19 protein-coding genes are annotated in these 19,373 nt (G+C 66.9%); 6 read left to right on the forward strand and 13 right to left on the reverse strand.

All coding sequences use genetic code 11. The features are described 5' to 3' along the window. The 5 genes from JW030_RS11240 to JW030_RS11260 are packed head-to-tail and all read right to left on the reverse strand — an operon-like array spanning nt 1 to nt 5,183. Nucleotides 1-831 carry an ABC transporter ATP-binding protein gene (locus JW030_RS11240; protein ID WP_188046587.1) on the reverse strand — a complete coding sequence of 277 codons (831 nt, stop codon included), beginning with the start codon at nt 829-831 and terminating at the stop codon, nt 1-3. After that, nucleotides 828-1,649, reverse strand: a complete 822-nt coding sequence (locus tag JW030_RS11245) for an ABC transporter ATP-binding protein (RefSeq protein WP_188046588.1) — start codon at nt 1,647-1,649, stop codon at nt 828-830. The genes JW030_RS11240 and JW030_RS11245 overlap by 4 nt, the downstream gene beginning before the upstream one ends. After that, the gene (locus tag JW030_RS11250; RefSeq protein WP_188046589.1) at nt 1,649-2,575 is read right to left on the reverse strand and encodes an ABC transporter permease; all 927 of its coding nucleotides are present in this window, start codon (nt 2,573-2,575) and stop codon (nt 1,649-1,651) included. Before JW030_RS11250 ends, JW030_RS11245 begins: the two co-directional genes overlap by 1 nt. Continuing rightward, nucleotides 2,572-3,522 (reverse strand): ABC transporter permease, encoded by a 951-nt coding sequence (locus JW030_RS11255; RefSeq protein WP_188046590.1) that lies wholly within the window; start codon nt 3,520-3,522, stop codon nt 2,572-2,574. The genes JW030_RS11250 and JW030_RS11255 overlap by 4 nt, the downstream gene beginning before the upstream one ends. Nucleotides 3,523-3,551: 29 nt before the next feature. Then, entirely contained in the window at nt 3,552-5,183 is a 1,632-nt protein-coding gene (locus JW030_RS11260; RefSeq protein ID WP_241095443.1) for an ABC transporter substrate-binding protein, read from the reverse strand. Between the two features lie 206 nt (nt 5,184-5,389). Here JW030_RS11260 and JW030_RS11265 point away from each other — a divergent pair, with 206 nt between their 5' ends. After that, entirely contained in the window at nt 5,390-6,418 is a 1,029-nt protein-coding gene (locus JW030_RS11265) for a LacI family DNA-binding transcriptional regulator (protein ID WP_241095444.1), read from the forward strand. 58 nt (nt 6,419-6,476) lie between these two features. On the opposite strand, the gene JW030_RS11270 is transcribed toward JW030_RS11265, so the two are convergent. The 3 genes from JW030_RS11270 to JW030_RS11280 all read right to left on the reverse strand — a co-directional run bounded on the left by JW030_RS11270 (nt 6,477) and on the right by JW030_RS11280 (nt 9,358). Continuing rightward, complete coding sequence (locus tag JW030_RS11270) at nt 6,477-7,073, reverse strand: hypothetical protein (RefSeq protein WP_188046592.1); 597 nt, start codon at nt 7,071-7,073, stop codon at nt 6,477-6,479. Nucleotides 7,074-7,153: 80 nt separating this feature from the next. After that, nucleotides 7,154-7,942, reverse strand: coding sequence for a hypothetical protein (locus JW030_RS11275; RefSeq protein WP_188046593.1), 789 nt, complete (start codon nt 7,940-7,942; stop codon nt 7,154-7,156). Nucleotides 7,943-8,143: 201 nt separating this feature from the next. Continuing rightward, a complete protein-coding gene (locus JW030_RS11280) occupies nt 8,144-9,358 on the reverse strand; it encodes an NADP-dependent isocitrate dehydrogenase (protein WP_188046594.1) in 1,215 nt (404 codons plus the stop codon). Between the two features lie 172 nt (nt 9,359-9,530). Between JW030_RS11280 and JW030_RS11285 the strand changes: the two genes are divergently transcribed. The 3 genes from JW030_RS11285 to JW030_RS11295 are packed head-to-tail and all read left to right on the forward strand — an operon-like array spanning nt 9,531 to nt 11,237. Continuing rightward, nucleotides 9,531-9,983 carry a GNAT family N-acetyltransferase gene (locus tag JW030_RS11285; protein ID WP_188046595.1) on the forward strand — a complete coding sequence of 151 codons (453 nt, stop codon included), beginning with the start codon at nt 9,531-9,533 and terminating at the stop codon, nt 9,981-9,983. Beyond that, nucleotides 9,980-10,885, forward strand: coding sequence for an EamA family transporter RarD (gene rarD / locus JW030_RS11290; RefSeq protein ID WP_188046631.1), 906 nt, complete (start codon nt 9,980-9,982; stop codon nt 10,883-10,885). Before JW030_RS11285 ends, rarD begins: the two co-directional genes overlap by 4 nt. A gap of 16 nt (nt 10,886-10,901) precedes the next feature. Further along, nucleotides 10,902-11,237: a metal-sensitive transcriptional regulator gene (locus JW030_RS11295; RefSeq protein WP_188046632.1), complete on the forward strand. Its 336-nt coding sequence runs from the start codon at nt 10,902-10,904 to the stop codon at nt 11,235-11,237. A gap of 5 nt (nt 11,238-11,242) precedes the next feature. Here the strand turns inward: JW030_RS11295 and JW030_RS11300 are convergent, their stop codons facing one another. Then, nucleotides 11,243-12,289, reverse strand: coding sequence for an arginase family protein (locus JW030_RS11300; RefSeq protein WP_188046596.1), 1,047 nt, complete (start codon nt 12,287-12,289; stop codon nt 11,243-11,245). 123 nt (nt 12,290-12,412) lie between these two features. On the opposite strand from JW030_RS11300, the gene hutH reads away from it, so the two are divergent. Together hutH and JW030_RS11310 are read left to right on the forward strand one after the other, a co-directional pair. Beyond that, entirely contained in the window at nt 12,413-13,969 is a 1,557-nt protein-coding gene (gene hutH / locus JW030_RS11305) for a histidine ammonia-lyase (RefSeq protein WP_188046597.1), read from the forward strand. Nucleotides 13,970-13,975: 6 nt separating this feature from the next. After that, entirely contained in the window at nt 13,976-14,776 is an 801-nt protein-coding gene (locus tag JW030_RS11310; protein ID WP_188046598.1) for an IclR family transcriptional regulator, read from the forward strand. Between the two features lie 25 nt (nt 14,777-14,801). Here the strand turns inward: JW030_RS11310 and JW030_RS11315 are convergent, their stop codons facing one another. The 4 genes from JW030_RS11315 to hutU all read right to left on the reverse strand — a co-directional run bounded on the left by JW030_RS11315 (nt 14,802) and on the right by hutU (nt 19,247). Continuing rightward, nucleotides 14,802-15,515, reverse strand: coding sequence for a YceI family protein (locus tag JW030_RS11315; RefSeq protein ID WP_188046599.1), 714 nt, complete (start codon nt 15,513-15,515; stop codon nt 14,802-14,804). Between the two features lie 6 nt (nt 15,516-15,521). Beyond that, nucleotides 15,522-16,217 (reverse strand): endonuclease/exonuclease/phosphatase family protein, encoded by a 696-nt coding sequence (locus tag JW030_RS11320; protein ID WP_188046600.1) that lies wholly within the window; start codon nt 16,215-16,217, stop codon nt 15,522-15,524. A 73-nt stretch (nt 16,218-16,290) separates the two neighbouring features. Further along, entirely contained in the window at nt 16,291-17,505 is a 1,215-nt protein-coding gene (hutI, locus tag JW030_RS11325) for an imidazolonepropionase (RefSeq protein ID WP_188046601.1), read from the reverse strand. Continuing rightward, nucleotides 17,502-19,247, reverse strand: a complete 1,746-nt coding sequence (gene hutU / locus JW030_RS11330; protein WP_188046602.1) for a urocanate hydratase — start codon at nt 19,245-19,247, stop codon at nt 17,502-17,504. The genes hutI and hutU overlap by 4 nt, the downstream gene beginning before the upstream one ends. Nucleotides 19,248-19,373 lie beyond the last annotated feature (126 nt).

Here is a 19,373-nt window from a genome sequence, read left to right on the forward strand (position 1 = left end):
CTACGAGCTTGTGCCGAGGAGCGAGTCCCGAAGCCCGCGCTGCGGCTTCCACCCTGGCCGCGGGGCCGAGGCGATGAGCAGCTGCGTGTAGGGATCCTGCGGGTGGTCGAGCACCTGATCGACGGTGCCCCGCTCGATGATGCGACCGTGCCGCATCACGACGACGTCGTCGGCAATGTCACGCACCACCGAGAGATCGTGCGTGATGAAGAGGTAGCTCAGGCCGTGTTCGGCGCGCAGGCGCTTGAGTACCTGGAGCACCTGGGCCTGCACCGACACGTCGAGCGCAGAGACGGCCTCGTCGAGCACGATGATCTTCGGGTTGGCCGCGAGGGCGCGGGCGATCGCGACGCGCTGTTTCTGGCCACCCGACAGTGCGCCGGGCAGCGCGTCGGCGTGACGCTCGGTCAGCCCAACCTCCGCGAAAAGTTCGAGCACACGTGCCCGGCGCCCGGCGCGATCGAGGTCTGGACAGTGCGCGCGCAGCATCTCGTCGATGGTCGCCGAGACCGGCAGCGAGCGGTTGAGCGATCCCTGCGGGTCCTGGAACACCATCTGGACATACTTCGAGCGATCGCGCAGCTGTGCCCGCGAGGTCGTGGGACGCACCTCGGTTCCGGCGATCCGGACCGTGCCGGAATCGGCGCTTTCCAGACCGACGACGACCTTCGCAAGCGTCGACTTACCCGATCCAGACTCACCGACCACCGCGAGGCAGGTGCCTGCCCGCAGCTCGCATGTGACATCGTCGAGCGCCGCGACGCTGGCCTTGCGGCTCAGGTGGAACGTGCGCTTCAGGCCAACAACCTCAATGATGGGGGTCTCGCTCATGCTCCGGCCTCCTGCGTCGGTACGGGGTGCCCGGCCGGGTACAGCATCGGCCGGGCGGCCATCAGTTCACGGGTGTACTCGGTCTTCGGGTTGTCCCGGATCTCATCGGGCGTGCCGATCTCGAGGATCTCGCCGTTCTTCATGACCGCGAGGCGGTCGCAGACGGCGGCCGCGAGGTCGAGGTCGTGGGTGACGAAAATCATCGTCAAGCCGTGCTCGCGGCGCTTCTCGTCCAGGATCGCGACGACCTCAGCCTGCGTGGTCACGTCGAGCGCGGTAGTCGGCTCGTCGGCAAGCAGCAGCTTCGGTTCACCCGAGAGCGCGCCGGCGATGACGACGCGCTGGAGCATGCCGCCCGAGAGCTGGTGCGGGTAAGACCGCATCACGCGCTCGGTGTCGGTAATGCCGACCTCGCGCAGCAGCTCGATCGCCCGCTCACGGGCGGCGGACTTCGACATGCTGCGCGCGTCGCTCATCCCCTCGATGAGGTAGCGCTCGACGGGCAGCACCGGGTTCAGCGCGCCGTGCGGGTTCTGGGCGATGAGCGCGAGCTCGTTCGCGCGGATCCTGCGCAGGTCCTCGCCGCTCGCGTTCAGGAGGTCCGTGCCGTCGAGCTCGATCCCGCCCTCCACGCGTGCGCCGCTCGGCTCGATGCCGAGAATGCACTTGAGGGTCATCGACTTGCCCGAGCCCGATTCACCGACGAGGCCGAGGGCCTCGCCCTGCGCGAGCTCGAACGAGTTCCCGTGCAGGATCTCGGTCTCCGCACGGGTGGCGGGGTCGGTGACGGTGAGCACCAGTCCATTGATCTTCAGCATCAGCGCGTCCCTCCGACAGCCCGGCGTCCGCCCAGCTGCTCTCCGACGTAGCCGAAGGCGGCCACGGTGATCACAATTGCGAGACCGGCAAAGATGCTCTGCTCCCAGTACCCCTGTTGCAGCGAGGCCTGGCCGTTCGAGACCATCAGGCCCCAGTCCGCCGCGGGCGGCTGCACGCCGAGTCCGAGGAACGAGAGCGCCGCGAGTTCGATCATGGCGGCGCCGAAGTTGATCGTCATACCGGTAAAGATCTGCGTGCGCACGTTCGGGAGGATGTGCCGAACGGTGATGATGAATCCCGAGATGCCCTGCAGTTGCGCCGAGGAGACGTAGGGCAGTCCGCGCTCGCGCAGCGCCACCGAGCGGATGACCCGCGCCGAGTAGGGCGTGAACCCGATGGCCAGGGCGATCGAGGCGGTCACGAGCGAGGGGCCAAAGATCGCGATCGCGAGAATCGCGAGCAGCATGTTCGGGAAGGCGAACAGAATGTCGAGGACGCGGCTGATGAATGCGTCGACCTTGCCGCCGAACCAGACCGCGGTGAGCGCGAGCGTCGTGGCGAGGAACGCCGTGATGACGATCACGATGAGCGGGCCGAGGAGGCTGGTGCGCGAGCCCCAGATGATGCGCGAGAAAATATCGCGACCCGACTGGTCGGTGCCCATCAGGTGCGCGAGGCTCCACGCCTCGTGACGGGCGGTGACGCTGCCCACGTACGGGTCGTACGGCGCGAGCACCGGCGCGAGGATCGCCATGAGTACGACGCCCACGATGATCACGGCGCACACGATGCCGACGGCGCCGAGCCGGTTGTTCAGACGGCGCCACCAGGTCTGGGGCAGGTCGTGCCGGTGGCGGCGGACGAGCTGCACCGCGACGGTGTCTTGAGCGGTCGTGTTCCGACTCACTTCAGTGGGCTTGTTCATCGCGCCGACACTCCCTTGTTCAGGCGGACCCGGGGGTCGATCACTGCATACAGCAGGTCGACGATGAGGTTAATGAGGCCGAAGGCCAGCACCATGATGAGCGCGATGGCCTGGACGACGGCGAAGTCCTTCTTCTGCACCGAATTCACGAGCAGCGAACCAATGCCGTCGAGAGTGAAGGCGTACTCGATGACGAAGGCGGCGGCGAGCAGGCCCGCGATGTTCGTGCCGAGCACGGTGGTCACCGGAAGCATGGAGTTACGGATGGTGTGGCGCCACAGCACGATCTGCTTGGGAACGCCACGGGCGATTGCCATCACCACGTGCTCGGACCCCTGCTCCTCGCGCACCGCGGTGCGCGTGATGCGCGCAACGATGGCGATACCGGGCAGGGCGAGGGCGATGGCGGGCAGCGTGAGGTGCCAGATCCTGTCGACGAACCCCTCACCGGATCCGGAAACCGGGAACCAGCCGAGGTTTGCGCCGAACAGCGCCATGAGCACGAGCGCTGCGAAGAAGGTCGGGACGGCGAAGCCGAGGTTCGAGCCGAAGACGACGAGCTTTTCGAAGATGCCCGAGCGGGTGGCCGAAAGCACGCCCAGCCCGACGCCGATGATCGCGATCAGCAGCGCGGCATAGGTCGCAAGGAACAGTGTGGTGGGGAGCCGTGACGCGACGAGCGCGGTCACGTCCTGCTGCGAGACGAGCGAACGTCCCAGGTCGCCCTGGAGCGCGTCGAGCAGCCAGTTCCAATAGCGGAGAAGGAAGGGATCGTCCAGACCGTACTGCGCGCGGATCGCGGCGAGCACCTCCGGGCTGACCGTGCGTCCCTGGACGAGGAACTGCTCGGGGCTGCCCGGGGCAAGGTACATGCCGGAGAACACGATGAAGCTGGAGATCAGCAACACCAGTGCCAGCGCGGCGATACGTTTCAGTACATAGGTCATGGACGATCCCTTCCTGCGGGGGTTACCGGCTACTTGGCCGAGCCGAGGTCAGCGGCCCAGGGGTAGTAGAGGTAAATGAACGACGCCGGGGCGCCCGTGATCGACTTGTCCATGTACATCCGAACCGCGAGGTCAGCGATCGGCACCCACGGCTGCTGCTCCATGACCAGGGCCTCCGCCGCAACGGTGAGCTCCGCGCGCTTCGCCGGATCCGTCTCGGCCTGCGCCGCAGCGAGTGCCGCGTCGACTGCCGGGTCCGAGAAGTTCGAGTAGTTCTGGTCACTGCCGGTCTGAGCGACGCTCGCCAGGTGCAGCAGGGGGTCCGGTGCACTCAGGTAGTTCGTCGTGACGAAGCCGTCGTAGCCCTCGCGCGCCTCGGGATCGGAGAAGAACGCACCGAACTGGGCGCTCGGAATGCCGGTGGGCTCGAGGGTGATACCGAGTTCCTTCGCGCCGTTCGCCATCTCGTTCAGGATGTCGGCGTAGAAGCTGCGCTCGCTCGGGTAGACGATCTTGATCGGCTGAGTCAGGTCGACCTTGGCCGCCTTGAGCTCTTCCTTCGCGGCCTCGATGTCGTAGCTGAGGTCGGGCAGTTCCTCGTCGCGCAGCTCGGCGACATCGGGGAACTGGTTCCACGGCGACTGCGGCACCACGGAGCGCGAGGGCGTGCCCGTGCCCTCGTAGACGGTCGCGCTGATGGCGTCACGATCAGTCGCACGGGTCAGCGCACGACGCACGGCAGGATCGCCGAACGCGCCGTTGCCGGTGGCGATGATGGCCATGATCTGCATGCCCTCGCCGTAGTACAGGTTGCCCTTCTCGCCGGTCGAGAGCTGGCTCAGCGCGGGCAGCGGCACGTCGTACGAGCCCTGGATCTCGCCGGTGGCGAGGCCGTTCGCGATGGCGGTCGGATCGACGACGAAGCCAATCTCAACCTGCTTGGCCTTGGCCGCGCGGTCCTGGTTCCAGTAGCCGTCGTAGCGATCGAGCGTGATCGACTGACCCTGCTTCCAATCGCCGACCTGGAACGGACCGGTGCACATGACGCCAGCATCGGGGTTGCCGTAGTTCTCGCCTGCGGCCTCGCGGAACTCCTGCTGCACCACGACGCCGATGATGGTGGCGAGCGATGAGGGAAGCGCGCTGTCGGCCTCGTTCAGGGTGACCGTAATCTCCCAGTCGCCGGTCTGCTCGACCGAGGCGATGTTCGACACGACGCCGCCGCCCCAGTAGCTGCCCTCAGCGGGGTCAATGTGGCGGTTGATCGAGTAGATCACGTCGTCGACGGTCATCGGCGTGCCGTCCCAGAACGTCACCTTGTCCTGGATCCCGAAGACCCAGGTCTTGCCGTCTTCGGTCTTCGAGTCGGTCGCGAGGTTCGGCTCGATCGAGAAGTCGGGCTGAATCTGGAAGAGCGACTCGCACAGGTTCGAGACGATGGTGTTCTCGGGGTAGTTGAACGCCTTGATCGGGTCGAGCGAGGCGAGTTCACCGTAGGTCGAGTTCCAGGTGACCTTGTCGATCTCACCGGTCGCTGCGGGGGTGACCTGCAACAGCTCGTTCTCGGAGGCGTTGCCGCCGCCTTCGCCACCGCGTGCGCCTGAGGCACAGCCAGCGAGTGCCACACCGGACACCGCGAGGAGGGCGATTGACGCTCTCATCTTTGCGAGTTTCACGTAGTTCTCCATTCGGATTCGTCATTGAATCTCTTCCCGCGGGTCGCGCGGGAGCTGATCCATGCACGATCCTACGTTTTCCAAATCGATTTGTGCAAATCGATTTGTTTTGCCCCAGAATCCCGGCGCTCTCGGCCGGTTCACCCGGACCCCGCGCACGGGGCAGGCGAAGCGCGGGCTATGCTGAGGCCGTGCAGGCGGATCGACGTGCGACCATCAAAGATGTGGCAATTGCCGCTGGAGTGTCCCCGACGACCGTTTCGCACGCGCTGAACGGCAAGGGCGTTGTCCGGAAGGCCACCGTCGAACGCATCCAGAAAATCGCAGATGAGGTCGGGTATCGGCCGAGCGCCCTCGCCCGCGGACTCCGCGAGTCGCACATGGGCCTCATCGGGCTCATCATTCGCCCGCTGGACAGTCTCGAGACGTTCCTCCCCGAGGGCGTGGACTACTTCATGCGCTTCGCCGGATCCGCGGCACTCACCGCCATGGAGCGGGGCTATGGGCTCATGCTCGTCTCCGACCCGACCAAGCCGGGCGCTCCCGTGAGCACCCTCGCCGCCGACGCCTGCATCGTGACCGACCCCGTCGAGAACGACCCCGTGCTCACGCTCTTGCAGCGCCAGCGCATCCCCTCACTCTCGGTGGGCGCGGATCCTGCCCGGCCCCACGCGTTCCCTTCGATCGGCTCCAGCACAGCCCTCGAGACCACCCGCGTGCTCGACCACCTCGAGTCCGCGGGCGCGAGACGGGTCGCGATCGTCGTCGGCACTGACCGCAACGAGTGGAATCTCACCTCGCGCGCGAGCTACGTTGCCTGGTGCATTGAGCACGGGCAGGAACCACTCGTGCTCGAACAGGCCGAGACCATCGGCGAGGCGGCCGGAGAGGTCATCGCGGCCGAGGTCCTTGATACGAGCCCTGCGGACACCCGGCCTGACGCCGTGTACTGCCTCACCGGCAGGCATGCCGCGGGCCTCGTCGCCGCGGCTCAGGCGCGTGGCATTCGGGTACCGACCGACTTACTCGTCGTTGGCGGTTCAGACGCCCTGCAGAATCGGGTGGGCAGCCCGACGGTCACCGCCGTCGATCTGCGTCCCGAGTTGCTCGCCCGCAGCGCGGTTGAACTCGCGGTCCGACTCGCGGAGGGCCAGCCCGTAGAGCCGCTGATGCACGGGCCGCAGGGGGTCCTGCACATTCGAGAGTCGACGACCCGCTAGGAGCGCTTCCCAAGGGCGACTGCTCGCCGTTCGGCCGTTCCGCCGGAGCGATCCTCGGCTACGCCACTGGGCTTGCGACGATGATGTCGTTCTCGTCGAAGGTCATCGTCTCAAGGTTCAGGATGCAGGTGATCACGACCACTCGGCCGGGCACGTGCTCCCAGATGGGCTGCGCGCCAATGTCGGCCTTGTTGATCTCGAGCTTCTGTTCGACGACGTACTGCGCGCCGCGGTAGGCGAAGTGATCCCCAGCGACGAGCGCGCGAATGCCGTCTCCGGCGCAGCCGCCCTGCTCGCACGCGTGAGCGAGCAGGTAGTCGGTCCCGCCGTCCTCGGGGTACCCGTTCGCGGGGTCGACGATCTGCCAGAAACTCTCACCCTCGTCCGGCGGGTTCCAGACCTCGGAGTATGGCATGACCTGGGTCGTATCGATGACGACCTCGGCCGCCGGTGCGGGCGCGGGCGCGGGCGCCGGAGTCGCCTGGGGTGTCGGGGTCGCGGTGATGGTGGAGGTCGGCTTCGGCGCCGCCTCACCCACGGGCTCACTGAAGACCCCCATCAACGCGGCCGTCGTGAATCCCCCGGCAACTAGGAGGACCAGCCCACCTGCGGTGAACCATTTCCAGTGCCGTCGAAGGCTGGTGGTGAGCGTCATGTGCATTCCTGAGTCATCGTGCCGCGAAAAAAGAACGGCGGCTCCTCGGGCATCGAGAAGCCGCCGTCAGTACCTGCAGTCTAGGCGTCCTTGATACCGGTCTGCACCGAGACCGGGGGCTTCGGCTTGCCCGTCGCAGGCGGGGTGACCTCGCCCGAGCAGCCGGTGCCGAACGAGTAGGTATTGCCGGCAAACGTGATCGAGTTGACGATGGCTCCGTCCGAGCCGGTCATGCCGACGCCGAGGATCTCGAATACGTCGTTGTACTGGTCGATATCACTCTGCATGGACGCAAACAGATCCTGCGTATCGCCGCCATTGAAATACTCACTCGAGTCCGTCAGCTCCATGCCACTCAACGTGTGCACACCCGGGCCGAAGCCGGCCAGGTTGTACACCGTGGTGAACTCTTCGAGCTCGTGTTCTGCGCCCTCGCCGCTCTCGTAGTAAATGAAAGTGGGAAGTTGAATAGTCACGTCGCCCTGTGCGACATCGATCGAAATCGAATCAATCAAAGCCTGCAGGCTCGCGGTACCGCTCGCGGCGTTCGCAGTCGGGCGCCCGTCTACCGGGAAACCCTTGAGCAGCTGCGTCACGTCTGCCGTTCCGACCGACGGCAGGAACGACACGGAGCAGGCGTTGAACGTCAGGCTGTCCGAAACCGGGACGCCCGGGTCCTCCGTGTTACCGATGTGCCACGTGTCGTAGTTATACCCGGGGGTACCCTCAGCGCCGTTCTCGAACCCAGCGACGTCGTTCGGCCCCACCACGGATCCGGCTGCGGTGGCGGGCGAAAGCCCGGTGAGAGTCAGTGCGGCAACTGCCAGTGCGGCAAAGCCGAATCGCAAGCCCGTGATGCGCTTCGTCATGTACGTTCCTCTTCATTGAAGTGTCTTGACCGACAAACTCGGCAAGCCCGGAATTCAGGCGCATTCGCCAGAGTTGGATGTGATCCAAAGTTAATCTATGTCAGATGTTGGGGGATGGCAAATTCACCGTCCTGTCATGGCGCACAACACAAAACGGCCCGGATCGAAATTCTCGATCCGGGCCGTTTTCGTGAGGACACGTTACGCGAGTCGCGCCTGCAGGTTCTCGTCGATCGTCGCGAGGAACTCCTCGGTCGTCTGGTAGCCCTGCTCGGGGCCGACCAACGCAGCGAGGTCCTTCGTCATCTTGCCCGACTCAACCGACTTGATGACGACGTCTTCGAGGGTGAGCGCGAACTCAATGAGGGCCTGGTTCCCGTCGAGCTTGCCGCGGTGCGCGAGGCCGCGCGTCCAGGCGAAGATCGAAGCGATCGGGTTCGTCGAGGTGGGCTTGCCCTGCTGGTGCTGGCGATAGTGACGCGTGACGGTGCCGTGCGCCGCCTCAGCCTCGACGACCTTTCCGTCCGGCGTCGCCAGTACGGAGGTCATGAGGCCGAGCGAGCCGAAGCCCTGGGCAACGGTGTCGGACTGCACATCGCCGTCGTAGTTCTTGCACGCCCAGACGTAGCCGCCCTCCCACTTCATGGCCGAAGCGACCATGTCGTCAATGAGGCGGTGCTCGTAGGTGAGGCCCGCGGCCTCGAACTGCGGCTTGAACTCGGCGTCGTAAATCTCCTGGAAGATGTCCTTGAAACGACCGTCGTAGGCCTTCAGGATCGTGTTCTTCGTCGAGAGGTAGACCGGGTAGTTGCGGCTCAACCCGTAGTTCAGCGAGGCGCGCGCAAAGTCGCGGATCGAGGCGTCAAGGTTGTACTGCACCTGGGCGATTCCGTCACCCGGCGACTGGAAGACCTCGAACTTCTGCGGCTCCGAGCCGTCCTCGGGCGTGAACTCCACCGTGAGAGTTCCCTTGCCCGCGAAGCGGAAGTCGGTCGCACGGTACTGGTCACCGAACGCGTGGCGGCCGATGATGATCGGCTTGTTCCAACCGGGCACGAGGCGCGGGATGTTCGAGATGATGATCGGCTCGCGGAAGATCACGCCGCCGAGAATGTTGCGGATGGTGCCGTTCGGGCTCTTCCACATCTTCTTGAGGCCGAACTCTTCGACGCGGGCCTCGTCTGGGGTGATGGTGGCGCACTTCACACCAACACCGTGCTTCTGAATCGCGTGTGCCGCGTCAATCGTGACCTGATCGTCCGTCGCGTCGCGGTGCTCGATGCCCAGGTCGTAGTACTCGAGGGTCAGGTCGAGGTAGGGGTGGATCAGGCGATCCTTGATGAACTGCCAGATAATGCGGGTCATCTCGTCGCCATCGAGCTCGACTACTGTGCCTTCAACCTTGATCTTCGCCAAAGCAACTCCAGATTCTTATCGCTCCTCCGGGCCCGGTGGGACCCTCGGGTAGTCTACCCTGCCTTCCGTAAAGTACTTCGACGTCGAGATAAATGCGGTTGAATCTGCGGCGCCCACCAGGGAGTTGCCCGAACGGTATTGCGAATCGGCGCGGGTCAGCTAGCCTGAGAGCATGAGCCAGCTACGACTAGAAGAACTGTCGGCGGCAACGATCGTCGCGGTGAACTCGCTCGGCCTGAAGCCGGGCCAGGAGTGGTTCGTCACGCCGGTCTCGTATTCGGCAGCGGCGGCGGTCATCCCCGTCGGTTCCACCTGGCAACGCGTCATCCTCAGCGAAGAGCGCGTCGTCGGCTTCATTCACGGCAACTTCGACCCCGATGCTGCGCAGGAGGAGTTCCGCGCGGCGCTCTGGCGCATCAACGTCGACGCCAACGCCCAGGGCATGGGCGTGGGTCGATTCGCAGTCGAGGCCATCAAAGACGAGGCCCGCAGCCGCGGCGTGAGCCGCCTCACGGTGATCTGGGAGCAGGGCGAGGCCGGCCCCGAGGAGTTCTTCCTTCGCGTCGGGTTCACTCCCATCGGCGAGACCCAGTACGGCGAGATCATCGGAGCGATCGAACTCTGAACGCAGCACCCACGCTCGGCCGCGGCACACTCGCTTCGGTCGGGTCGTCCCTCAGTTTTGGCGCGCTCTTTTTCTTCATGCCATTGCTCGCCCCCATGTCGGGCGAGGGCCTCTGGGCAATCCGCTCGCTGGTTGCCGTCCCCAGCATCATCCTGGTTGTCATTCTCTTGCGAGATTGGCACCAGGTTGACGCACTGTGGCGCAGGATCCGGGAGAAGCCGGTTCTCGCACTGGGGCTGCTCGCCTGCGGGCTCATGCTGGCCGCCCAGATATGGGTATTTGGTTGGGCCCCGGTGTACGGACGCGGGCTGCAGGTGGCTCTCGGATACTTCCTGCTGCCCCTCGTGCTCGTGGTGGTCGGCCGCCTGCTGTACCGCGACCGACTCGCCTGGTGGCAGTGGCTCGCGGCGGGGGTGGCCGCGATCGGTGTCGTCGCCGAGATCATCCGCGTCGGCGGCATCTCCTGGGAGACGCTGCTCGTCGCCCTCGGCTACCCCGTCTACTTCATCGTGCGGCGGTGGCTTGGTTTCAATAACATGGGCGGCACCGTCGGGGAACAGGTCATCGTATTACCGATCGCGATCTACTTCGTCGTCGTTGAGATCGTTGACGGCCGAGCGTTGCGCGAGAACCCGGCCATCTGGTGGCTCGGACCGATCATCGGCGTTGTCGCCTCACTGGCGCTCTTGCTCTACTTGATCGCCTCAAAACTGCTTCCCCTCAGCACGTTTGGCCTGCTCAGCTATCTCGAGCCGGCGCTGCTCATGATCGCGGCGCTGATGCTCGGCGAGGCAATCGCTCCCGAGGAGTACACCACTTACGCTGCCATCTGGGTCGCCGTCCTCATCGTCATTATCGGCGGCGTCGTCCAGCTGGCAAGGAGCCGCAAGCCACTTGCCTGATACCCCCCGGGGGCATATGGTACAGGGAGTGGCTCAGTCACTTTTGCCGCAGTTTTCACGGAAGGTCACCGCAGTGCACGGCTACTCGGATCACAAGAATGAGCTCCTCAAGCGGCTTCGTCGCGCCGAAGGCCAGGTGCGCGGGATCCACCGCATGATCGAGGAGGACACGTACTGTATCGACGTGCTCACCCAGGTGTCTGCGGCGACCAAGGCGCTTGAGCGGGTCGCCCTTGAACTGCTCGACGACCACCTCAGCCACTGCGTCGCCGAGGCCGCCCGCGAGGGGGGCGAGGTCGCCGACGAGAAGCTGAAAGAGGCCTCGGCCGCGATCGCTCGCCTGGTCCGCTAGCCTCACTACCCGGCAGGATCCGCCCGCTCGGCGAGACCGGTCATCGCCTCGAGCACGAGTAGCGCCGCCAAGCGGACCGTGCGGCCGTCCGCCGAGTCGGCCGTCGCGTCGATCTCTGCGAGATCGAACGACGCGACGCGGGCATCCCGCGCCAGGAGTCGTGTCATTCGGCGCAGCTCTGCGGCAGAAATTCCGCCCGGCACCGCGGCTGGGCACGCCGGCACCACCGCGCGGTCGCAGACGTCGACGTCGAGGTCAACATGGATCGGCCCCTTACCGTCCCCCGCGATCGCGAGCGCCTCGGCCACGATCTCTCTGAGTGGTCGGTCGAAAAGTTCGTCGCGGTGGATCACCCGAATGCCGAGGTCGCGCGCGCGGTCGCGGTATGCCCGGGAGTTCGCGAAGTCGGCGATGCCGATTTGGACGATACGACGCGGGTCAAGGCCGGCCTCGACCAGGCGACGAACGGGCGATCCGTTGCTCCGCCCATCGCGCAGATCGTGGTGCGCGTCGAGGGTGATCAGCCCGCCCGCCCCGATTGCGCCAGCAGCCAACGCCGCCGAATCAAGCTGCGCTCCGAGCACGCCTCGAGCGGCGGGCACCGTAAGCGAGTTGTCGCCACCGAGCGCGATCACGAGGCGGGAGTCGCGAGCGAGTGCGGCAATCGCTGCGGTTGCCGCCAGCTCACCCTCCACACTGTCGGGGTCTGCGAGGTCTCCCGCGTCGCGAATACTCAGCACCTGGCTGAGTTCGAGCTGCGCCTCCTCACCCCGCACCCCCGGGGTGCCGGGCGCGACCGCATGGCCCGAGTAGCGCCGGAGGGCCTGCCGAATTGCGGCGGGGGTCTCGTGCGCGTTCGTCGCCGAGATTGAGGTACGCGACGTCGGTACCCCGACAATCACCACGTCCACGGCCTCGCCGCCAAGCGGGGCGGCCCAACTGCCGGCGCGCGGCCAGAGCGGGTCGACCGGAAGCCCGGGGGCCACGCTGGGCGTCGCCGGGGTGAAAGCGGGCGCCGGGGAGGAGGAGGGGAAAGACGATTGGTCGACCATATCTCGACGCTAGACGGCTCAGGCGCCGAGAAACAGCGCACCGATTGAGTCGCGTCCGGGATACCAGACAGTAGTGACTCGTGGCCGCTGCCCTGCACGCCGTCAATGCGGTGCAATCAGAGCATGAGCACTCTCACAACCGTCACCCTCGGCGAATCTCCCCTCAGCATCGACGATGTGGTCGCGGTTGCGCGTCACGACGCAGCCGTTGTCCTCGGCGATCGCGCCCGCCACCGTATCTCCGCAGCCCGGGCCGTCATCGAGACGCTCGCGAACGACTCGCGCCCGCACTACGGCGTCTCAACCGGCTTCGGGGCGCTCGCAAAGGTGCAGATCCCCGCGGAGAAGCGCGCGCAGCTGCAGCGGTCCCTCGTCCGCTCACACGCCGCCGGCACTGGGGCCGAGGTCGAGCGGGAGGTCGTGCGCGCCCTGATGCTCCTGCGTCTCAACACGCTCGCGAGCGGCCACACGGGCGTGCGCCTCGAAACCGCCGAAACCTATGCCGCGGTACTCAACGCCGGAATCACCCCGGTCGTGCACGAGTACGGCTCGCTCGGCTGCTCGGGCGATCTCTCCCCCCTCGCGCACTGCGCCCTCTCGGTGATGGGCGAGGGCGACGTTCGCCTCCCGGACGGATCCCCCGCCTCTGCCGCAACCGCCCTCTCCGCAGCGGGCATTGTCCCCGTCGTACTCGCCGAAAAAGAAGGCCTCGCCCTCATCAATGGCACGGACGGCATGCTCGGCATGCTGTGCCTCGCCCTCCACGACCTGGGACAGCTCTTCCGGGTTGCCGACGTCGCCGCAGCGGCAAGCGTCGAGGCGCTGACCGGCACCGATTCGGTGTTCGCTGCCGAACTACACACGATTCGACCCCACCCCGGTCAGGCAGCGTCCGCCGCCAACATGGCCAAGGTACTCGCCGGTTCCGGCCTCATTCAGCGCCCGACCGAGGGCGAGTTCACCCGCGTGCAGGACGCGTACTCGTTGCGCTGCTCCCCGCAGGTGCACGGCGCCGCCCGCGATACCGCCGCGCATGCCGCGAGCGTCGCCGCAATTGAGCTGCGCTCGGCGATCGACAACCCCGTCGTGCTCGACGACGGCCGGGTCGAGTCGAACGGAAACTTCCACGGCGCCCCGGTCGGCTACGTGCTCGACTTCCTCGCGATCGCCGTCGCCGATGTCGCGAGCATCTCCGAGCGGCGCACCGACCGCTTCCTCGACACGGCCCGCAACCATGGGCTGCCACCCTTCCTCGCGGCAGACCCCGGCCTCGACTCGGGCCTCATGATTGCGCAGTACACCGCGGCCGGCATCGTCTCAGAACTGAAGCGACTCGCGACGCCGGCCTCGGTCGACTCCATCCCGTCCTCTGCCATGCAGGAGGACCACGTGTCTATGGGATGGGCTGCTGGCAGAAAGCTGCGTCGCTCGGTCGACGGGCTTGCGCGCGTGCTCGGCATCGAACTGCTCGCGTCCACCCGGGCACTCGATTTCCGTGAGGCGGCAGGTGCGGGCACCCCGGCACCGGCAACGCAGGCCCTGCACGGCCTGTTCCGCACCCGCATTTCGGCCCCCGACACCGACGCCTTCCTCTCCCCCGACATCAACACGGCGCACGAGTTTGTCCGCTCGGGCGCAGTGCTCGATACGGTGGAGGGGGCGATCGACGCCCTTCGGTAGTCAGCGATGAGGGGAAGTACGGTGACCGCACCCGCAAAGGTTCCCGCGGCCGACCACACGCTGCGCATCCTGAAACTCCTAGCCGCCTCCCGCGGGCCACTTCCCGCGAGCATGATTGCCACCCAGCTGGAGCTCGCGCGTTCCACCGTGTACCACCTGCTCGAGGCCCTGCAGCAGCACGGTTTCGTGATGCACCTCGCCGAGGAGCGCCGGTACGGGCTCGGGCTTGCTGCGGTCGAGCTGAGCTCGGCGTACGCCCGGCAGGATCCGCTCGCCCGACTCGGCAAGCCGCTGCTCGCGGCGCTCGTCGACCGGATCCGGGTGAGCGCACACCTCGCGCTGCTGCACGGAAGCGACGTGCTGTACATCGTGGAGGAGCGCGCTCCGGGGTCACCGGCACTCGTGACGGGGGTCGACGTCCGGCTGCCTGCGCACTTGACGGCTTCAGGGCGCGCGATCCTGTCGGCCATGCCGCGCGCGCAGGTGCGGGCGCTCTACCCGGGCGCCGATGCGTTCGTGCACCGCGATGGTCATTCGGACACGATCGACCGCTACTCGAGGTTGCGCGCCGTGCTCGACGAGACCATCGCCCGGGGATTTGCCATCGAGGAGGGCGCGATCACGCCGGGGTTCTCGTCGATCGCGCAGCCGGTACTCGATCACCGGGGCTGGCCGGTCGCGGGCCTCGCGATCACGTTCCCCTCCGACTCCAAGCCGGTGGATCGTTGGGAGCAGCTCGCTGCCGCCGTCGGCGAGGCCGCGATCACACTCTCGACACGGATCCACGGACGCCGCGCCGAGAGCTGACCGGCACGCGTCGCGCCGCGGGGCCCTATGCGCCGCGCGCCGCGGTGAGCTGAAATTCGACCTGACCACTCGGCTCGACCGCAACAAAGCCCAGATTCGGAGCTTCAACTCCAAAGTCTGCGAAGGTGATCGGAATCGACCCGGCGATCTCGGCAGAGGTTCCGTCGCTCTTCACTTGCACATCGAAGGTGACCGGGCGCGAAACCCCCGCAAGGGTCAGCGTGCCGGCGGCAGCGGTCTGTACGATTTCGTTCGCGCCCGGGGCAGCGTCGAGCGTGACCGCCTCGGTGAGGGTAAACACTGCGGTCGGGAACTCGCCCACTCGCATTGCTTGATCGCGGAAGTATGCGTCACGGTTGCCACTGTCCGTCGCAATTGACGCGACGTCAACCGTGAGTTCGGCCGCCTCGAGGGTCAGGCCCGAGTCACCGATCGTGAACGTGCCGCTGACGTCGCTCGTGCGGCCGGTGACGGTGACGGGGGTCCCGTTCAACACCTCGTTCACTCGATACCCGGCCTCTGATCCGTCGCCCACGATCCAGCTGCCAGCCAGGGTCGACGGATCCAGCTCTGTGGACGCAGCCTCTTGCCCAGCGCCATCGTTCCCCACCGAGGGGGCCTCGGCCGCCGGGGCTGAGATGAAGTCTCGGTAGATGACCGGACCTGCGATGGCCGCCACCGCGCCGAGCACCAGCACGCAGATGCCCGAGACAATGAGTACTTTCCGAGATGTTTTCATGCTGCCCTAGGCGGTGAGCACGCCTGAGAACTCTGGCGTGTAGGCGGCCGACAGCAGGATCGGGAGATGGTCCGAGGTGCCGCGCGCGAGGGTGCGCACGCTGCCGATGTCAAAGCCCACTGAGGTCGCGAAGTCAAAGTGTCCGCGGAAGAACTTGTAGCGAGTGTAGGTGCGGCGGTCGCTGAGCGAGAGCTTGAAGCCGGCATCCTTCACGTGCGCGTGCAGGCCGCCCTTGAACACCGGGTAGTTAAAGTCGCCGATCATGATGGTGGGCAGCTCAGGGCCGAGCTCTCCAAGCTCTGCGAGCGCCGCGCTGATCTGGTGCCGGCGGAGCGAGTTCGAGGCGGTGAGGGGCGCCGCGTGGAATGAAGCGGCAACGAGCTCCCGGCCCGTCTCATGATCGAGTAGACGCGTGCCGAGCAGCCGCTCGTGAGCGGGCGCGAGCACCCGGTCGTGCAGCGACTTCTTCAGGGCAACCGTGCGGGTTTCGATCGTCTCAAAGCGCTCGTCACTGACGTACAACGCAAGACCCAGTCGATTCTGCTCGGTTGCGCCCGCGAGGCGCAGGTGCCCGAGCGTGGCGGGGAGGGACAGCGGGTCAGCCTCCTGCAGACAGAGAATGTCGCTGCGGTGGCGTTCTGCCAAAGCGTGGACCTCGCCGAGCGCGCGATTCTTGCGCAGGTTATAGCTGATGACCTTCATGGTCCCCCTCTGTCAGCGGATGAACTGCCCGCCCACTCACACTAGGCTTTCGCGGCCGCAAACGCACTGACTGTCAGAGAACTCTCTGCCCCGCTCGCCATACGGCGCACGTCAGCGGCATACCGGGGCGGTACGCAAGGTGCGTGACCGACGGCGCATCCAACAGCTGCAGGTCCGCTCGGGCGCCCTCCGCGATGATTCCTCGTGCCGGGCCGTGTGCGCCCGCGCGATCGAACCCCAGCGCGGCCGCGCCGCCCAGGGTGGCGGCGCGCACTGCCTCGGGGACGGTCAGCCCCATTTGGAGCACGGCTGTCGCGACGCCGAACCCCATTGACGAGGTGTACGACGTGCCGGGGTTGCAGTTCGAGGCGATCGCGAGCACCGCGCCGGCATCGATCAGGCGGCGCGCGGGGGCGAGCGGCATGCGCGTGGACAGGTCGCAGGCGGGAAGCACCGTGGCGACCGTGCCGCGCGTTCCGTTCGCCCACGAGCCAGCGATCGCATCGACGTCGGCGTCGCTCAGAAAACCGAGGTGGTCGACACTCAGCGAGCCGTACTCGACCGCGAGCCGTGCACCCGGGCCCTCGCCCAGCTGATTGCCGTGTACTCGGGTCGCCAGCCCCTTCTCCACCGCGCTCTCGAGCACCTGACGGGTCGCGGCCTCATCGAACGCTCCCCGCTCGCAGAACACATCGACCGCACTCACGTGCGGGGCGATCGCGTCGAGCATGTCGCCCGTGACGAGCTCGAGGTACGCCGCAGGATCGGCCCCGGCCGGGACGAGGTGCGCCCCCAGGAACGTGACCGCGTCGACGTGCCGCCCGGCGATTCGGGCCGAACGAACCTCGTCCTCGACGGTCAGCCCGTAGCCCGTCTTCGTCTCGAGAGTGGTCGTACCCCCGCGCTGTGCCTCGCCCACGAGCCGCACGAGATTCGCTTCGAGCTCGGCGTCGCTCGCGGCCCGGGTGGCATTGACGGTGACGTTGATGCCGCCAGCGGCATACGACTCGCCCGCCATGCGTGCCTCAAACTCCGCGGTGCGGTCGCCCGCGAAGACCAGGTGCGTGTGGGAGTCCACCCACCCCGGCAGCGCCGCGCGCCCCCCGGCGTCGACGCGGTGATCGGCGGCCGGGGCGTCCGCCTCAGCACCTACCCAGGCAATCCGGTCACCCTCGAGCACGACGGCAGCGCCGCGTAGGCGCCCGCCGTTCGCTTCGTCGTTCGTGGTGAGCTCGGCGATGCCCGTGATCAGCGTGCTGCTGGCGTCCGCGCCGGCCGAGTCACTCACTGTGCGACGCCCGCCGCGGCGCGTGCGGACGCGCCACCGTCACGCACAACGGGCTCCATCGGGATCCGGACCCCACGCTCGGCCGCAACGTCGACTGCGCGCTGGTAGCCGGCGTCGACGTGGCGGATCACGCCCATGCCCGGGTCGTTCGTGAGCAGGCGCTCGAGCTTCTCGGCGGCGAGAGCGGTGCCGTCGGCAACGCTCACCTGGCCCGAGTGGATGGAGCGGCCGATGCCGACGCCGCCGCCGTGGTGCAGCGACACCCAGGTCGCGCCCGAGGCGGTCGCCGTGAGTGCATTGAGCAGCGGCCAGTCAGCGATCGCGTCCGAGCCATCAACCATGCCCTCGGTCTCGCGATAGGGAGACGCGACCGAGCCCGAATCGAGGTGATCGCGGCCGATCACGATCGGCGCCTTGAGCTTGCCCTCGGCTACCAACTCGTTGAACTTCACGGCCGCGCGGGCGCGCTCTCCGTACCCAAGCCAGCAGATGCGGGCGGGGAGGCCCTCGAACTCGACCCGATCCTGCGCGGCCCGGATCCAGCGGTGCAGGTGCTCGTTCTCGGGGAAGAGCTCGAGGATCGCCTCGTCGGTGACGCGGATGTCCTCGGGGTCTCCCGAGAGTGCGGCCCAGCGGAACGGGCCGAGGCCCTCGCAGAAGAGCGGGCGAATGTAGGCGGGGACGAAGCCGGGGAACTCGAACGCACGGTCGTAGCCGCCCTGGCGGGCCTCATCGCGGATCGAGTTGCCGTAGTCGAAAACCTCGGCGCCCGCGTCTTGAAACTCGACCATAGCCTGCACCTGTGCGGCCATCGCGGCACGGGCGGCGAGCGTGAAGCCCTCGGGGTCGGCGGCCGCGCGATCCTGCCACTCGGCGACCGTGTACCCGATCGGCAGGTACGCGAGGGGGTCGTGCGCGCTCGTTTGATCGGTCACGATGTCGAACGTCACCTCGCCAGCGTTGTGGCGGCGGAGCAGCTCAGGAAACACCTCCGCGGCGTTGCCGACGAGGCCCACCGAGAGACCGCGTCGTTCGGCCTTTGCCTGGTTGACCCGGGCAATCGCGTCGTCGATGTCAGTGGCGAGCTCGTCCAGATAGCGTTTGCCGATGCGGCGCTGCAGCCGGGTCTCGTCGACGTCGACGATCAGGCACGCGCCGTCGTTCATGGTCACCGCGAGTGGCTGGGCGCCGCCCATGCCGCCGCATCCACCGGTCAGCGTCAGTGTGCCGGCGAGGGTGCCGTCGAACTGCGCGCCGCGCTGCTCGGCCAGGAACTTGCGCCCGATGGCCGCGAACGTCTCGAAGGTGCCCTGCAGGATCCCCTGGGTGCCGATGTAGATCCACGAGCCGGCGGTCATCTGGCCGTACATCATGAGGCCCTCGGCCTCGAGCTTGCGAAACTCGGGCCAATTCGCCCAGTCGCCGACCAGGTTGGAGTTTGCGAGGATGACGCGCGGAGCCCAGACGTTCGTGCGGAACACCCCGACCGGCTTGCCTGATTGCACGAGCAGCGTCTCGTCGTCCTCGAGATCGCGGAGCGTGTCGACGATCGCGTCGTACGCGGCCCAGCTGCGGGCGGCGCGGCCGGTACCGCCGTAGACGACGAGGTCGTCGGGTCGCTCGGCCACCTCGGGGTCGAGGTTGTTCATGAGCATGCGCAGCGGCGCTTCGGTCTGCCAGCTCTTCGCTGAGATCTCGATGCCGCGGGCTGCGCGGACGGGACGGGCTCCGGGGAGTGCCATTGACGGCGTCCTTTCGTTGGGTACTGTCCCTATTGCATCGTGCCCGAGCGCGCGCGACAACGGGGAACTTGCCGTGTCTGTCCGGTATACCGGACCAGCCCGTTGGGTGATGCGGACGCCTAGGAT

Source organism: Leucobacter sp. CX169, assembly GCF_017161405.1.
Taxonomy (GTDB): Bacteria; Actinomycetota; Actinomycetes; order Actinomycetales; family Microbacteriaceae; genus Cx-87.

Coding starts and splice junctions, on each gene's coding strand:
- JW030_RS11260 (WP_241095443.1), bottom strand. CDS start 5,183: ATGAGAGCGTCAATCGCCCTCCTCGCGGTGTCCGGTGTGGCACTCGCT.
- JW030_RS11320 (WP_188046600.1), bottom strand. CDS start 16,217: ATGAAGGTCATCAGCTATAACCTGCGCAAGAATCGCGCGCTCGGCGAG.
- JW030_RS11275 (WP_188046593.1), bottom strand. CDS start 7,942: ATGACGAAGCGCATCACGGGCTTGCGATTCGGCTTTGCCGCACTGGCA.
- hutU (WP_188046602.1), bottom strand. CDS start 19,247: ATGGCACTCCCCGGAGCCCGTCCCGTCCGCGCAGCCCGCGGCATCGAG.
- JW030_RS11315 (WP_188046599.1), bottom strand. CDS start 15,515: ATGAAAACATCTCGGAAAGTACTCATTGTCTCGGGCATCTGCGTGCTG.
- JW030_RS11245 (WP_188046588.1), bottom strand. CDS start 1,649: ATGCTGAAGATCAATGGACTGGTGCTCACCGTCACCGACCCCGCCACC.
- JW030_RS11255 (WP_188046590.1), bottom strand. CDS start 3,522: ATGACCTATGTACTGAAACGTATCGCCGCGCTGGCACTGGTGTTGCTG.
- JW030_RS11295 (WP_188046632.1), top strand. CDS start 10,902: ATGGTACAGGGAGTGGCTCAGTCACTTTTGCCGCAGTTTTCACGGAAG.
- JW030_RS11270 (WP_188046592.1), bottom strand. CDS start 7,073: ATGACGCTCACCACCAGCCTTCGACGGCACTGGAAATGGTTCACCGCA.
- JW030_RS11240 (WP_188046587.1), bottom strand. CDS start 831: ATGAGCGAGACCCCCATCATTGAGGTTGTTGGCCTGAAGCGCACGTTC.
- hutH (WP_188046597.1), top strand. CDS start 12,413: ATGAGCACTCTCACAACCGTCACCCTCGGCGAATCTCCCCTCAGCATC.
- JW030_RS11300 (WP_188046596.1), bottom strand. CDS start 12,289: ATGGTCGACCAATCGTCTTTCCCCTCCTCCTCCCCGGCGCCCGCTTTC.
- JW030_RS11250 (WP_188046589.1), bottom strand. CDS start 2,575: ATGAACAAGCCCACTGAAGTGAGTCGGAACACGACCGCTCAAGACACC.
- JW030_RS11310 (WP_188046598.1), top strand. CDS start 13,976: ATGAGGGGAAGTACGGTGACCGCACCCGCAAAGGTTCCCGCGGCCGAC.
- JW030_RS11285 (WP_188046595.1), top strand. CDS start 9,531: ATGAGCCAGCTACGACTAGAAGAACTGTCGGCGGCAACGATCGTCGCG.